12 protein-coding genes are annotated in these 14,731 nt (G+C 62.6%); 6 read left to right on the plus strand and 6 right to left on the minus strand.

Annotated features, from left to right (window positions below):
* Positions 1-16: 16 nt before the first annotated feature.
* The 5 genes from pyrR to gshB all read right to left on the minus strand — a co-directional run bounded on the left by pyrR (position 17) and on the right by gshB (position 3,631).
* Positions 17-523 carry a bifunctional pyr operon transcriptional regulator/uracil phosphoribosyltransferase PyrR gene (pyrR, locus tag A7317_RS27470; RefSeq protein WP_024077900.1) on the minus strand — a complete coding sequence of 169 codons (507 nt, stop codon included), beginning with the start codon at positions 521-523 and terminating at the stop codon, positions 17-19.
* An 83-nt stretch (positions 524-606) separates the two neighbouring features.
* Positions 607-1,044 carry a Holliday junction resolvase RuvX gene (ruvX, locus tag A7317_RS27475; RefSeq protein ID WP_003195067.1) on the minus strand — a complete coding sequence of 146 codons (438 nt, stop codon included), beginning with the start codon at positions 1,042-1,044 and terminating at the stop codon, positions 607-609.
* Positions 1,044-1,613 carry a YqgE/AlgH family protein gene (locus A7317_RS27480; RefSeq protein ID WP_069077200.1) on the minus strand — a complete coding sequence of 190 codons (570 nt, stop codon included), beginning with the start codon at positions 1,611-1,613 and terminating at the stop codon, positions 1,044-1,046. The genes ruvX and A7317_RS27480 overlap by 1 nt, the downstream gene beginning before the upstream one ends.
* 81 nt (positions 1,614-1,694) lie before the next feature.
* Positions 1,695-2,600, minus strand: coding sequence for a TonB family protein (locus A7317_RS27485; RefSeq protein ID WP_024077898.1), 906 nt, complete (start codon positions 2,598-2,600; stop codon positions 1,695-1,697).
* Between the two features lie 77 nt (positions 2,601-2,677).
* The gene (gene gshB, locus A7317_RS27490; RefSeq protein ID WP_069077201.1) at positions 2,678-3,631 is read right to left on the minus strand and encodes a glutathione synthase; all 954 of its coding nucleotides are present in this window, start codon (positions 3,629-3,631) and stop codon (positions 2,678-2,680) included.
* A gap of 239 nt (positions 3,632-3,870) precedes the next feature.
* Between gshB and pilG the strand changes: the two genes are divergently transcribed.
* From pilG to A7317_RS27520, 6 genes are all read left to right on the plus strand, one after another.
* Positions 3,871-4,278: a twitching motility response regulator PilG gene (gene pilG / locus A7317_RS27495; protein WP_010564379.1), complete on the plus strand. Its 408-nt coding sequence runs from the start codon at positions 3,871-3,873 to the stop codon at positions 4,276-4,278.
* 46 nt (positions 4,279-4,324) lie between these two features.
* Positions 4,325-4,690, plus strand: a complete 366-nt coding sequence (gene pilH, locus A7317_RS27500; protein WP_014720320.1) for a twitching motility response regulator PilH — start codon at positions 4,325-4,327, stop codon at positions 4,688-4,690.
* 12 nt (positions 4,691-4,702) lie between these two features.
* Complete coding sequence (locus A7317_RS27505; protein ID WP_024077896.1) at positions 4,703-5,227, plus strand: chemotaxis protein CheW; 525 nt, start codon at positions 4,703-4,705, stop codon at positions 5,225-5,227.
* Positions 5,224-7,275 (plus strand): methyl-accepting chemotaxis protein, encoded by a 2,052-nt coding sequence (locus A7317_RS27510; protein ID WP_024077895.1) that lies wholly within the window; start codon positions 5,224-5,226, stop codon positions 7,273-7,275. The genes A7317_RS27505 and A7317_RS27510 overlap by 4 nt, the downstream gene beginning before the upstream one ends.
* Positions 7,276-7,473: 198 nt before the next feature.
* Complete coding sequence (locus tag A7317_RS27515) at positions 7,474-13,293, plus strand: Hpt domain-containing protein (protein ID WP_069077202.1); 5,820 nt, start codon at positions 7,474-7,476, stop codon at positions 13,291-13,293.
* Positions 13,286-13,741: a chemotaxis protein CheW gene (locus A7317_RS27520; RefSeq protein ID WP_010207210.1), complete on the plus strand. Its 456-nt coding sequence runs from the start codon at positions 13,286-13,288 to the stop codon at positions 13,739-13,741. The genes A7317_RS27515 and A7317_RS27520 overlap by 8 nt, the downstream gene beginning before the upstream one ends.
* A gap of 351 nt (positions 13,742-14,092) precedes the next feature.
* Here the strand turns inward: A7317_RS27520 and A7317_RS27525 are convergent, their stop codons facing one another.
* Positions 14,093-14,728, minus strand: coding sequence for a LysE/ArgO family amino acid transporter (locus A7317_RS27525; RefSeq protein WP_024077893.1), 636 nt, complete (start codon positions 14,726-14,728; stop codon positions 14,093-14,095).
* Between the last annotated feature and the right edge of the window lie 3 nt (positions 14,729-14,731).

A 14,731-nucleotide genomic window follows, 5' to 3' on the forward strand; every position in this document is an offset into this window, starting at 1 on the left:
CTCTTTACAAGGCGGTTTAAAGGGCAAGGTCTTGCAGTTCGAGTTCGAGCGGCGTGGGACCGGACAATTTTACCCGCTGGTGGGCTGAAAGCGACAGGGTGGCGCCGACCACATCGGGGCTGATCGGCAATTCGCCGGCGTCCAGGTCGAGCAGGCAGACCAGGGTCACACTGGCCGGGCGGCCATAGTCGAACAGTTCGTTCAGGGCGGCGCGAATGGTACGGCCGCTCATCAGCACGTCATCGATCAGCACCAGATGCTGGCCTTCGATCTCGAACGGCAGCGCCGAGGGACGCACCTGCGGGTGCAGGCCATTCTGGCTGAAGTCGTCGCGGTAGAAGGACACGTCCAGGGTGCCCAGTGGCGAGTCGCTGCCCAGTTCCTTCAACAGTGCCTGGGCGACCCATACGCCGCCGGTGCGAATGCCGATAAAGCGCGGTTCGCTGATGGCACGGTGTTCCAGATGGGCCTTGAGGCGTATCGCCATCTGGCTGATCAGGTCGGCGGGATTGGGCAGGCTCATGGTGGCTCCTTCAAGGCCCTGCGTGGCGGGGGTGCCTGCACGGTCCGGGCTCAAACGTAAAAAGACGCGGCAAGCCGCGTCAGTCAGGATTCAAATAAAGCGGTGTTTTCATCCAGCCAGCCCTGCAACAGCAAGGCGGCGGCGATGGCGTCCACGGGGTTGTCGCGGTAGCTGCCTTTTTGCCCGCCACGGTCACGTCGCTCACCCTTGGCTTCGAAAGTGGTCAGGCGTTCATCGTGGGTATAGAAAGGCAGGTTGTAGCGGCCGTTAAGACGGCGGGCGAACTTCTCGGCGCGCAGGCACATGTCGCTGGGGGTGCCGTCCATGTTCAAAGGCAGGCCAACCACGACGGCGTCGGGTTTCCATTCCTTGATCAGGGCTTCGACCTGGTTCCAGTCCGGCACCCCATTCTGGGCTTTCAAGGTGCACAGCTCGCGGGCCTGGCCGGTGATCACCTGGCCGACCGCAACGCCGATCTGTTTGGTGCCGTAGTCAAAACCGAGGATCAGACGCAAGGCCATCAGGCGTGCCCCGCCTGGCTGGTGAGCAGGCTGAGGTTGACCCGCAGCTTGGCGGCGGCAGCTTCCAGGCGCAGCTCACTGGCGGTGTTGAACAGGATGTCGGCGTCGTACGGGCAGGTCAGCCAGGCGTTACTGGCCAGTTCGGCTTCCAGTTGCCCGGCTTCCCAGCCGGCGTAGCCGAGGGTGATCAGGCTCTGCTCGGGGCCGACGCCATCGGCAATGGCAAACAGCACGTCCTGGGACGTCGACAGCGACAGCCCCTCGAGGTCTACCGTGGCCTGGAACTTCGGCCCGCTCGGGTGCAATACAAAGCCGCGATCGGTCTGCACCGGCCCGCCGGTATAGATCGGCACGCCTTGGCAGCGGGCCGGTGGGTCGACCTCCGGGCGCAGTTGCTCAAGGATATCGGCCAGGTTGAGCTCTTGCGGGCGATTCACCACCAGCCCCATGGCACCATTGGCCGTGTGCTCGACGATGTAGGTCAAGGTCTGCGCAAAGTTCGGGTCGGCCATATGGGGCATGGCGATCAGGAATTGGTGCTTGAGGTAGGTCGGGTCGACATTTTTCATGTCCGCTAGTGTGGCGTTGGAGCGGCGAACTGACAAGCTGGAGTTGCCTGTTGTGGCAAGCCCGCCGCAGGGTGGGTGTTATCAGTTGCTGGAGAGTCGATCGCCCTTGGCAAACTTCCAAGTGCGGATAATTTCCAGGCGGTCGACGTCGTTCAGGTCCCCGGTAAACGGGGCAAAGGGCGCAGCCAGGCGCACGATGCGCTGGGCGGCCTGGTCCAGCAGCGGCTGGCCGGACGACTCCAGCACCTGGACCTCATATAACGTTCCGTCGCGGTTGATCGACACCAATAAGCGCAAATTGCCATAAATCTGCTGGCGCCGGGCTTCATCCGGGTAATTGAGGTTACCGATGCGCTCGACCTTCTTGCGCCATTCGTCCTTATACCAGGCACCTTTGTCGCGCATGGTGGAGGCCGCGTTCAGGCGGTAGATGCGCGGGCGCTTGGCGTACAGCTGTTGTTCGTTGGCCAGTTCGGCTTCGAGGCTGGAAATCTGGTCGGAGAGTTGCGAGCTGTCAAAGGTGGGCGCCGGTTTCACCGGTTCGGGCTGCGGCTCGGTCTTGGTTTTCTCGCGTTGGGTCGGAGCCTTCTGCGGTTTTGGCGCGACGGTGGTCACGGCAGCCTTGGGCGCGGCCTGCTTGACCTCGGGCTTGGGGGCCGGGGGCGGCGTGACTTTGTTGACCTGGTTGTCCTGGAACGGCGCCAACTCGGTGGTCTTCGGCACGGCTTTCTTGTCGAGGGTGCCGCTGCCTTGCTGGTTGTCCTGGGCGAGAAAGTCTGCCTTCTCGGGCTTCTTTTCGCTCTTGAACGTGGCGAGGGTGATTTCCAGGGTTTTACTGATCTGCTTGGGCTCGACCATGGTGAAACCCACGCCCAGGATCAGGGCCAGGTGGATCAACGCCGCGAGAAACAGGGTAAATCCGAGCCGATCAGCCGGGCGCACGCCGCGTTGGGAGAGTTCGGGGGGCAGTTCGGACGGGAGTGTCATGACAAGAAAACCAACATCGCGCGTTTCACAGGTGGCGCATGATAACGCAATGTTGGTTGGTGTCCGGCTGTTCTATGTCACTTGGCTTGTAGCTTGCGTTCAATCGCTGCCATCAACATTTCGCCGATGTTCGTGCCAAATGCGTTATCAATCTCGCGGATACAGGTTGGGCTGGTGACGTTGATTTCGGTGAGGTTTTCACCAATTACGTCTAGGCCTACAAACAGCAGGCCCTTTTCCCGCAGGGTCGGGCCGACCTGGGAAGCGATCCAGCGATCCTTGTCTGACAATGGTCGCGCTTCACCGCGACCACCGGCCGCCAGGTTGCCGCGAGTCTCGCCGGCCGCCGGGATACGCGCCAGGCAGTAATCGACCGGCTCGCCGTCGATCATCAGGATGCGCTTGTCGCCATCCTTGATCGCGGGCAGGTAGGCCTGGCCCATGATCTGCTGGGTGCCCAGGTCGGTCAGGGTTTCCAGAATCACCGACAGGTTCGGGTGGCCGGCGCTGTGGCGGAAGATCGACGTGCCGCCCATGCCATCCAGCGGCTTGAAGATCACATCACCGTGCTTGTCGGCAAATTCACGCAGCACATCGGCGCGGCGGCTGACGACGGTGGGCGGGGTGCACTGCGGGAACAGCGTGGCGAACAGCTTTTCGTTGCAGTCGCGCAGGCTCTGCGGCTTGTTGACGATCAGTACGCCGGCGCGCTCGGCCTGCTCCAGCAGGTAGGTGGAATAGACGAATTCCATATTGAAGGGCGGGTCCTTGCGCATCAGGATCACGTCCAGGTCGCTCAGGGGGCTATCGATTTCGTCATGCAGCTCGAACCACCTATCAGGGTTGGCGAACACTTGCAGCGGACGCATGCGCGCGCGGGCCTCGCCGTCGCCCTGATACAGATCGCCCTGCTCCATATAGAACAGGCTCCAGCCGCGGGCCTGGGCAGCCAGGAGCATGGCCAGCGAACTGTCCTTTTTATAGGAAATGCTGGCGATAGGGTCCATGACAATGCCGACGCGAACGCTCATGGGGGATTTCCTCTAGCAAATTAGGGCATATAAAAGTGGCGTCAGAGTGGCGCTGCGGCTGTTGTGGGTCAAGGAAAAACCACCTGGCAGGCTGCTCGATAGATTGCGCCCGGAGACTGTGCTAAAAAGACTGCCACGGCGCAGCAGCCCTTGAATTCCAAGGCTTGCGGCGCTCATCCTGTGCAACATCAGGCAGTACACACCGAAAACCGATTCGCTGTGGCGATGGTAGAGCAGATATGGAACAGCATTCCAACGCCTTGAGAGTGATGGTGATCGACGATTCGAAAACGATCCGCCGCACCGCCGAAACCTTGTTGAAGAATGTGGGATGCGATGTCATCACGGCCATCGACGGTTTCGATGCCCTGGCTCGGATTGTGGATCATCACCCGCACATTATCTTTGTCGACATCATGATGCCGCGCCTGGATGGCTATCAGACCTGCGCCCTGGTGAAGAACAACCCGGCGTTCAAGTCGATCCCGGTGATCATGCTCTCCTCCAAGGACGGCCTGTTCGACAAGGCCAAGGGGCGCATCGTCGGAGTTGATCAGTTTTTGACCAAGCCTTTCAGCAAGGAAGAACTGCTGGGCGCGATCAAGGCCTACGTGCCTGGGTTCGCCGCGGTAGAACAAGCACACTGACGTCACCTCACAAGGGCTGGCGCCGACCAATGTAGTGGGGAAAACCATGGCACGCGTTCTGATCGTCGACGATTCGCCGACTGAAATGTACAAACTGACCGGTATGCTGGAAAAGCACGGCCACCAGGTCCTCAAGGCCGAAAACGGCGCAGACGGTGTGGCCCTGGCTCGCCAGGAAAAGCCCGACGCGGTCCTGATGGACATCGTGATGCCGGGCCTCAATGGTTTCCAGGCGACCCGCCAGCTGTCCAAGGAGCCGGAAACCAACGGTATTCCGATCATCATCATCACCACCAAGGACCAGGAGACCGACAAGATCTGGGGCGCGCGCCAAGGCGCCAAGGACTACCTGACCAAGCCGGTGGATGAAGAAACCCTGATCGCCACACTGAACAAGGTGTTGGCCGGCTGACGGCACGCCATCATGACCGAGTCGCAAACCGCCTTCGAGTTGCTGCTGGACATCGATCGCCGCTGCCGCCTGTTGGCCGCTGACCTGCCATCCCAGGAAGCCCGCCTGCACAGCTGGAGCGGCATCGGTTTTCGCCTGGGCGAGCATTGGTATGTGGCGCCCATGGGCGAAGTGGCCGAAGTGCTGCATGAGCCTCGCTGCACTTTAATGCCCGGGGTCAAGACCTGGATCAAGGGCGTGGCTAACCTGCGTGGGCGCCTGTTACCGGTGATGGACCTCGGCGGCTTCCTCGGCCATGCGTTGTCCAAGGCGCGCAAGCAGCGGCGGGTGTTGGTGGTGGAGTACCAGGACATATTTGTCGGGCTGCTGGTGGATGAGGTGGTGGGTATGCAGCATTTCGCACAAGACGCGTTGCAGGCACACGCCGCCCCAGGCGCGCCGTTTATCCAAGGCCAGTTTGATGGCGACCCGCTGTGGCAGGTCTTCAGCCCCTTCGCCCTGGCCCAGGCCCCAGGTTTCATGGATGTTGCCGCATGACCACTGTCACCACGCCTAAACCCCAGGCCGGCTCGCGTAGCCGCTCCCAGATCATCGTGCTGTTTATCGCGCTGATCGTGTTCATCATGTTGTTGTTCGCCAACTTCGCCTACCTCAATACCCAATCCACCTACGATAAGCAGTACATCGGCCACGCCGGTGAGTTGCGCGTGCTGTCCCAGCGTATCGCCAAGAACGCCACGGAAGCCGCCGCCGGCAAGGCCGCCGCGTTCAAGCTGCTGGGGGAGGCCCGCAATGATTTTGCCCAGCGCTGGGGGTACCTGAAGAAAGGCGACCCGGAAACCGGCCTGCCGGCGGCGCCCAGCGCGGTGCGCACCGAAATGCGCGCAGTGCAGACCGACTGGGAAGCGTTGTTGAAAAACACCGACGTCATCCTGGCCAGCGAACAAACGGTGCTGTCCCTGCACCAAGTGGCCGCGACCCTGGCCGAAACCGTGCCGCAATTACAGATGGAATCGGAAAAGGTCGTCGACATCCTCCTGCAACGCGGCGCCCCCGCCAGCCAGGTGGCCGTGGCCCAGCGCCAGTCGCTACTGGCCGAACGCATCCTCGGTGCGGTCAACACCGTGCTCGCCGGCGATGAAACCGCCGTGCAGGCCGCCGATGCCTTTGGCCGCGATGCCAACCGCTTCGGCCAAGTCCTTAATGGCATGCTCAATGGCAACCCTGGCCTGCGTATCACCCAGGTTGAAGACCGTGATGCCCGTGCGCGGCTGGCAGAAATTGCCGAGCTGTTCGAGTTTGTTTCCGGCTCCGTGGATGAAATCCTCGAGACCTCGCCGCAGTTGTTCCAAGTGCGCGCCTCGGCGAGCAATATCTTCAACCTCTCGCAAACCCTGCTCGATGAAGCCTCGCACCTGGCCACCGGCTTTGAAAACCTGGCCAGCGGACGCAGCTTCGACACCATTGGTGGTTATGTGCTGGGCCTGCTGGCGCTGGCGTCGATCATCCTGATCGGCCTGGTGATGGTGCGCGAGACCAACCGCCAACTGCATGAAACCGCCGAGAAGAACGAGCGCAACCAGAACGCGATCATGCGCCTGCTGGATGAAATCGAAGACCTCGCTGATGGCGACCTCACCGTCACCGCCTCGGTGACCGAAGATTTCACCGGCACCATCGCCGATTCCATCAATTACTCCGTGGACCAACTGCGTGACCTGGTCGCCACCATCAACCTCACCGCCGGGCAGGTTGCCGGTGCGGTGCAGGAGACCCAGGCCACGGCCATGCATCTGGCGCAAGCCTCTGAGCATCAAGCCCAGCAGATCGCCGAAGCCTCCACCGCAATCGAACAGATGGCCCAGTCCATCGACCAGGTGTCGGCCAACGCCGCTGAGTCCTCGGCGGTGGCGGAACGTTCGGTGGAAATCGCCAACAAGGGCAACGAGGTGGTGCACAACACCATCCACGGCATGGACAACATTCGCGAGCAGATCCAGGACACCGCCAAGCGCATCAAGCGCCTGGGCGAGTCGTCCCAGGAGATTGGCGACATCGTCAGCCTGATCGACGACATCGCCGACCAGACCAACATCCTTGCCCTCAACGCGGCGATCCAGGCGAGCATGGCCGGGGATGCCGGGCGCGGCTTTGCGGTGGTGGCCGACGAAGTGCAGCGCCTGGCCGAGCGCTCGTCGGCGGCCACCCGGCAAATCGAAACCCTGGTGCGAGCGATCCAGACCGACACCAACGAAGCCGTGATCTCCATGGAGCAGACCACCACCGAAGTGGTGCGTGGCGCGCGGCTGGCCCAGGACGCTGGCGTCGCGCTGGAAGAGATCGAAGGCGTGTCGAAAACCCTGGCGGCGCTGATCCAGAGCATCTCCAATGCGGCGCAGCAACAGACGTCGTCGGCGGGGCAGATCTCCCTGACCATGAACGTGATCCAGCAGATCACTACTCAGACGTCCTCGGGGTCCACCGCCACCGCCGAAAGCATCGGCAATTTGGCGAAGATGGCCAGCCAGTTGCGCAGGTCGGTGTCGGGTTTCACCTTGCCTGTGGCCAAGCAGGCAGATGATTGAAATGCGATCCAAGTGTGGGAGGGGCGGTGCGACGATTCGACTTGCCCCCGATAGCGGTGGGTCAGTTAACACACTTGCTGACTGATACACCGCCATCGGAGGCAAGTCGAATCGTCGCACCGCTCCTCCCACATTTGATCTCCATCTGTCTGGAGATCTCGCACTACCAGCAACCCATGAATTCTAAGCGGAGCAGTTATGGTTGATCGGCACGACTACGTGGCCCTCGAATGGGTCAAGGGCGACATTGCCGAAACCCTGAAACAGGCCCGTTTGGCGCTGGACGCGTTTGTCGAAACCCATGACGGCGATGTGATCAGCCAGTGCCTGGCCGGTATCCACCAGGTGCACGGTGCCCTGCAGATGGTCGAGTTCTACGGCGCGGCCCTGCTCGCCGAAGAAATCGAACAACTGGCCCTGGCGCTCCAGACCGGGCATGTCAGCCAGTGGGAAGAAAGTATCCGCCTGCTGCAACAGGCCCTGGGCCAATTGCCGCTGTACCTTGACCGTATCCACAGCGCGCGCCGCGACCTGCCCCTGGTGGTGTTGCCGCTGCTCAACGACCTGCGCAGTGCGCGCGGCGAAAGCCTGTTGTCGGAGACCAGCCTGTTCAGCCCGCAACTGCTGTCGATTGCGCCCTTGCCCGATGAAGTACTGGCCCAACGTGCGCCGCCGGACCTGACCGAACAACTGCGCCAGTGGCACCACCTGCTGCAACAAGCCCTGGCCGGCCTGCTGCGCGAAGACCATGGCCCGAGCAACCTGGAAGACATGGCGCGGGTGTTCGCGCGGCTCGAAGCATTGTGCCAGGGCGCGCCGCTGTTGCCGCTGTGGCAAGTCACCTCGGCGCTGGTCGAGGGCATGCTCACCGGCGTGATCGCCAACAGCCCGGCGCTGCGCAGCCTGCTCAAGGCCAGCGACAAACAACTCAAGCGCCTGCTGGCCCAGGGCATTGGCGGTATCAACCAGGCGGCGCCGGACGAACTGCTCAAGAGCCTGTTGTTCTACGTCGCCAAAGTCACCCGGCCGACACCGCGTATGCAAAGCCTGAAAGAACGCTACGGCCTGGATGAAGCCTTGCCCGACAGCGCCCTGGTCGATGCCGAGCGCGCACGCATGGCGGGGCCGGATCGCAATGCCATGGGCTCGGTGCTCGGTGCCTTGTGTGAGGAGTTGGTGCGGGTCAAGGAGCGTCTCGACCTGTTCGTGCGCAGCGACCGTCAGCACACCCGTGACCTTGAGGCGCTGCTGGCGCCGCTGCGGCAGATCGCCGATACCCTGGCGGTGCTTGGGTTTGGTCAGCCGCGTAAAGTCATCATCGACCAGCTTGCCGTCGTGCTGAGCCTGGCCCAGGGCCAGCGCGAACCTAACGATGCGGTGCTGATGGACGTCGCCGGCGCCTTGCTCTACGTCGAAGCCACGCTGGCGGGGATGGCCGGCACCGTCGAGCCGGACAGCCGCGAAGAAAGCCGCCTGCCCACCACTGACCTGACCCAGATTCACCAACTGGTGATCCGCGAGTGCTGCCAGTGCCTGCAACAAGCCAAGGAGCTGGTGATCGATTGCATCGAAGCCGATTGGCAGCGCCAGCGCCTGGAGTCCTTGCCGGAACTGTTGAGCCAGGTGCGCGGCGCCCTGGCGATGATCCCATTGCCACGGGCGGCGAGCCTGATGCGTGGTTGCAGCGTTTACGTCGATGAACAACTGATGATCAACGACGCCGTGCCCTCCGAGGCGCAGCTGGGGCAGTTTGCCGACGTGATCAGCGGCCTGGAGTACTACCTGGAACGCATGCTCCAAGACCCCGATGCCGCCGGCGAACGCGTGCTGGAGCTGGCCACCCGTAGCCTGGAGGCGCTGGGTTACCTGCCTGCGGAAAAACCCTGGCGCCAGGCATTGGTGGCGCCGGAGGGCGCATTGTCGGCCGAGACCTCACCGAGCCAATCGCAATTCGACGCCCTGGCCAGCCCCACCTCGCGGCTGAACCCGCCGGCCCAGCAACGCCCCGGTAGCCTGCTGCCGCCACCGGCCGGTGAAGAGCCGATTGACGAGGAGCTGCGCGACGTCTTCCTCGAAGAAACCGAAGAAGTCCTTGAGCTGCTGCATCGCAACCTGCCGAGCGGTGCCGATAGAACTGCCCTCGGCGAAATGCGCCGTGCCTTCCACACCTTGAAGGGCAGCGGCCGTATGGTCCGCGCCCTGGTGCTGGCGGAGCTGGCCTGGGCCGTGGAAAACCTGCTTAACCGCGTGCTTGAGCGCAGCGTGGCTCCCGGCCCCGAGGTGCAACAGGTACTGGATGAAGCGGTCGCCCTGCTGCCGGAACTGATCGCCGACTTCGCCGCCGGTGCCCAGCGCCAGCGCAAGGAGGTTGACACCCTGGCCGCGCGTGCCCACGCCTTGGCCAGCGGGGTTGAAGCCTCGGCCGTCGAAGCCCATGACCCGATGTTGCTGGAGATTTTCCGCAACGAGGCCCAGACCCACCTCGACAGCCTCAATCACTTCCTGCAACAAGCCGCCGAGCATGTGCCGCTGCAAGTCAGCGATGAACTGCAACGCGCCCTGCACACGCTCAAGGGCAGCGCCTACATGGCCGGCGTGCTGCCGATCGCCGAACTGGCGCGCCCACTCGATCACCTGACCCGCGAGTACAAGGCTCACCGCCTGCCGTTGGACCTGGATGAAGTGGAGTTGCTGCTGGAAGCCGAGGACCTGTTCCAACGCGGGCTGCGGCAACTGGACAGCGACCCCTTGGTGCCGATCAAAGGCGCGGCGGACCTGATCAGCCGCACACAGAGCCTGCTTGATCGTCAGCTCGAAGCCCTGCTCGACGCCCCCAGCACCGGCCTGCGCATCAAGCGCGATCCACAACTGATCGCTGACTTCCTGGCCCAGGGCATGGATATCCTGCTCGACGCCGAAAGCCTGCTGCGCCGCTGGCAACAACACCCCGGCGAGCGCCAGGAACTCACCGCATTACTGGATGAATTGACCACCCTGGGGGAGGGCGCGCACGTCGCCGACCTGCACCCCATCGACGAACTCTGCGAAGCCTTGCTCGACCTGTATGGCGCTGTGGAAGAGAGCAGCCTGGCGGTCAGCGAGCGGTTTTTCCAGGAAGCCGAACAGGCCCATGAAGCGCTGATCAACATGCTCGACCAACTGGCCGCCGGCCAGGAGATCAGCCCGGTGCCGGCACGGTTACAGGCCCTGCGCGAGCTGCTCGATGATGCCCTCGACCCCTCTGCCACCGGCCTGATCAAAAGTGACGGCAGCCGTGTCCTGAACATCGCCGAACTGGGGGCCGCCACGGCGCGGCTGCACCAGGAAGCGGTACCGGACGATGAGATTGTCGAGATCTTCCTCGAAGAGGCCGTGGATATCCTCGACAGCGCCGGGCAGTCCCTCAAGCGCTGGTTGCTGGAGCCTGATGGCGTGGCACCGTTGTCGTCGTTACATCGAGATTTGCACACCCTCAAGGGTGGGGCGCGCATGGCCGAAATCGGCCCGGTGGGCGACCTGGCCCATGAGCTGGAGTGTCTTTACGAAGGCTTGGCGGACCGCCGCTACAGCTACTCCACCGAGCTGTCCCAGGTGCTGATGGCCAGTCACGAACGGCTGGCGTTGCAACTTGAAGAACTGCAACACCACCAACCCCTGAGCGACTCCGGCGAGCTGATCGCGCGTCTGCGCGAGTTTCGCCAGAGCAGCACGCCTGCCGCGCCGACCGCGGCACCGCAAGGCGCGGCTGCGGATCCTGAACTGCTGGATATCTTCCTCGAAGAGGCCGCCGACATTCTCGACAGTTCAGGCAGCGCATTGCTGCGCTGGCAGGCTGAGCCGAACAATCGCCAGGAAGTGGAAACCCTGCTGCGCGACCTGCACACCCTCAAGGGCGGCGCGCGCATGGTCGAGATCGGCCCGATTGGCGACCTGGCCCATGAGCTGGAGTTTCTCTACGAAGGCCTGTCCGCCGGCTTGCTCGGCCCGTCCCCTGAACTCTTCGCGCTGTTGCAAGGCTGCCATGACCGCCTGGCGCAGATGATCGATGCAGTGGCCGATGGCGTGCCGGTCGGCCCGGTGGACAAGCTGATCGAGCGCATCAAAAGCCTGGTACACCCCGGCGTAGAGCCGGTAGCCCCGGTGGCCTTGCCGGCGAGCAAGGCCGAAGCGGCGGTTGACCCGGCCGCCGACATGGTGAAGGTTTCCGCTGACTTGCTGGATGACCTGGTCAACCTGGCCGGCGAAACGTCGATCTTCCGTGGCCGCATCGAGCAGCAGGTCAGCGACGCACAGATCGCCCTCAACGAAATGGAAACCACCATCGAGCGCATGCGTGACCAACTGCGCCGGCTCGACACTGAAACCCAGGGGCGCATCCTCAGTCGCCAGCAGGCCGAGGCCGAGCGCCTGGGCTATGAAGAATTCGACCCGCTGGAAATGGACCGCCATTCGCAGTTGCAGCAGCTCTCCCGTGCGCTGTTCGAATCGGCTTCGGACCTGGTGGATCTCAAGGAAACCCTCGAGCGCCGTAACCAGGATGCGCAACAGCTGTTGCAGCAACAGGCCCGCATCAACACCGAGTTGCAGGAAGGCTTGATGCGTACGCGCATGGTGCCGTTCGAACGCATGCTGCCGCGCCTCAAGCGCATCGTGCGCCAGGTGGCCGGCGAGTTGGGCAAGGACGTGGAGTTTGTGGTCGGCAATGCCGAGGGCGAGATGGACCGCAATGTGCTGGAACGCATGGTGGCACCGTTGGAACATATGCTGCGCAACGCCGTCGACCATGGCCTGGAATCCCGCGATGCGCGGTTGTTGGCGGGTAAACCGGAGAAGGGGCGCATCACCCTGGACCTGACCCACGAAGGCGGCGATATCGTCTTCGACATGCGCGACGACGGCGCCGGCGTGCCCCTGGAAGCGGTGCGGCGCAAGGCGATCAAGCGCGGTTTGCTCGACCCCAACCAAGAAATGAGTGACCGCGACGTGTTGCAGTTCATCCTGCAACCGGGCTTCTCCACGGCAGAAAAGATCACGCAGATTTCCGGGCGCGGCGTAGGCATGGATGTGGTGCATGAAGAAGTGCGCCAGCTCGGCGGTTCGATGTTCATCGACTCGACACCGGGCGCGGGCGTGCATTTTCGTATTCGCCTGCCGTTCACCGTGTCGGTCAACCGGGCGCTGATGGTGCAGTGCGCGGATGACCAATACGCGATCCCGCTCAACACCATCGAAGGCCTGGTGCGCGTGCTGCCCCACGAGTTGGCCGGGCACTACCAGCAAGACCCGCCGCGTTATGAGTACGCCGGCCAGCGGTATGAACTGTTCTACCTCGGTGATCTGCTGCACACCGTCAGCCGCCCGAAACTGCTGGGCCAGTACCAGCCGGTGCCGGTGCTGTTGGTGCAATGCAATGAGCGGCACGTGGCGGTGCATGTGGATGCCATGGCCGGGACCCGGGAGATCGTGGTCAAGGGCCTGGGGCCGCAATTCGCGGGGGTGAAGGGCGTCTCCGGGGCGACCATTCTCGCTGATGGCCGCGTGGTGCTGATCATTGACTTGCTGGCGCATATTCGCGCCCGGCAACCGGCCTTGCCGGCCCAGGCAGTCGATGCGCCCCTGATCCTCAACGATCCGCTGAAAAAGCGGCCGCTGCTGGTGCTGGTGGTGGACGATTCGGTCACCGTGCGCAAAGTGACCAGCCGCCTGCTGGAGCGTAACGGCATGAACGTCCTCACCGCCAAGGACGGTATCGACGCCCTTGCCGTGCTCGAAGAACACACCCCGGACCTGATGCTGCTCGACATCGAAATGCCGCGCATGGATGGTTTCGAAGTGGCTATCCAGGTGCGCAACGACCCTCGGCTGATGCGCCTGCCGATCATCATGATCACCTCCCGCACCGGCCAAAAACACCGCGACCGCGCCATGGCCATCGGCGTCAACGATTACCTGGGCAAGCCTTACCAGGAGTCGGTGCTGCTGGAAAGCATTGCCTATTGGAGCAAGTCCCATGCTTGACCACCGCACCAGCCAACTCACCGGCCTGCTGTTGCCCCTGGCCGACCGCCACCTGGTGCTGCCTAACGTCGCCATTGCCGAGCTGATCGACTTCCAGCGTGGCGAACCGGCCAGTGATGCACCGCCGTGGTATCTGCGGCAAGTGACCTGGCGGGATCGGCAAATACCGTTGATCAGCTTTGAAGCGGTGTGCGGCGAGGCGAGCGTGACGGGCGAACGCTCGCGGATTGTGGTGTTGAATGCGCTGGGCGGGCGGCCGACGTTGAAGTTTATTGCGCTGGTGATCCAGGGGATTCCGCGGTCGTACAAGCTCGATAGCGAATTGAGCTATGTGGACGTGCCGCTGTGCCCATTGGAACTGGCAGCGGTGCAGGTAGGAGAACATGTGGCGAAGGTGCCGGACTTGATGGGGCTTGAGGCGCTGCTGGTGGAGTCTGGGTTGGCCTGAGCCATGTGAAGAGGGGGCTTGCCCTAATGCCAGTCAGTTAAGGAGGAACACTGTAACGGTGGCGAGCGGGTTTGTTGTGGCGAGCGGGCTTGCCCCGCGTTGGGCTGCGCAGCAGCCCCAAAACCTGGCAACTCGGTTTGCCTGAAGCGGCGCATTTATCTTGCTGGGGCTGCTTCGCCGCCCAACGCGGGGCAAGCCCGCTCGCCACAGCAAGCGCTTTTCGCTTGAAAGGTGTGACCAGCCTTCTGATTCTTCCTGCAAGATTTTGGGCTGTGCATGAATTTGTCGCTTGCCGCCCGCACCAAAACACCCCCTCAGTTCACACCGAAGGTTAGACCGGGTTTGCTCCGTTTAGAGAGGATGCAGCACCAGAAAATCAGCAATCAGCATTCCCGCCAGATACACCATCAAAATCGCCACACCCGCGTCCAATAAACGCCAGACCTTCGCCGAACGAAACAGCCCCGTCAACATTTGACATCCCAACGCCAAAACCACAAACCACACCAGCGACGCGGTCATCGCTCCGCTGGCAAAGGATGCTTGTTGGCTGACGGGCTTTGCCGCGCCAATAGAGCCAATCAGCACTACGGTATCAAGCCAGGCATATGGGTTGGCAAATCCAAGTATCACTGCCGTGCGTATCAAACCCTGTTGTGAGGTGAGGTTGCTTTGAGTATCTGGCATCGACTGGTTACGCACGCAAGCCAGTAACCGCTGCCAACCGAACCACAGCAGATAGGCCGCTCCCGATAGCAGCAGGAGCGCCACTAGACCTGGCTGGCTGCCGAGCAATGAACCCAACCCCATGACCCCAAGACTGATGAGAATGATATCGGCGAGCACACATACCGCCACCACCCCCCAGACACGACCTCGACTGACACCCTGGCGAATGACCAGGGTGTCCTTTGGCCCAGGAGCGGCGAACAGTCCGATGCCCAAGAGCAGACCTTCGAGATAAAGGGCGTTGAGGTCAGGAATCATGAA

Origin of the sequence: Pseudomonas fluorescens (assembly GCF_001708445.1) — a bacterium.
In the GTDB taxonomy this organism is placed as follows: domain Bacteria; phylum Pseudomonadota; class Gammaproteobacteria; order Pseudomonadales; family Pseudomonadaceae; genus Aquipseudomonas; species Aquipseudomonas gorinensis.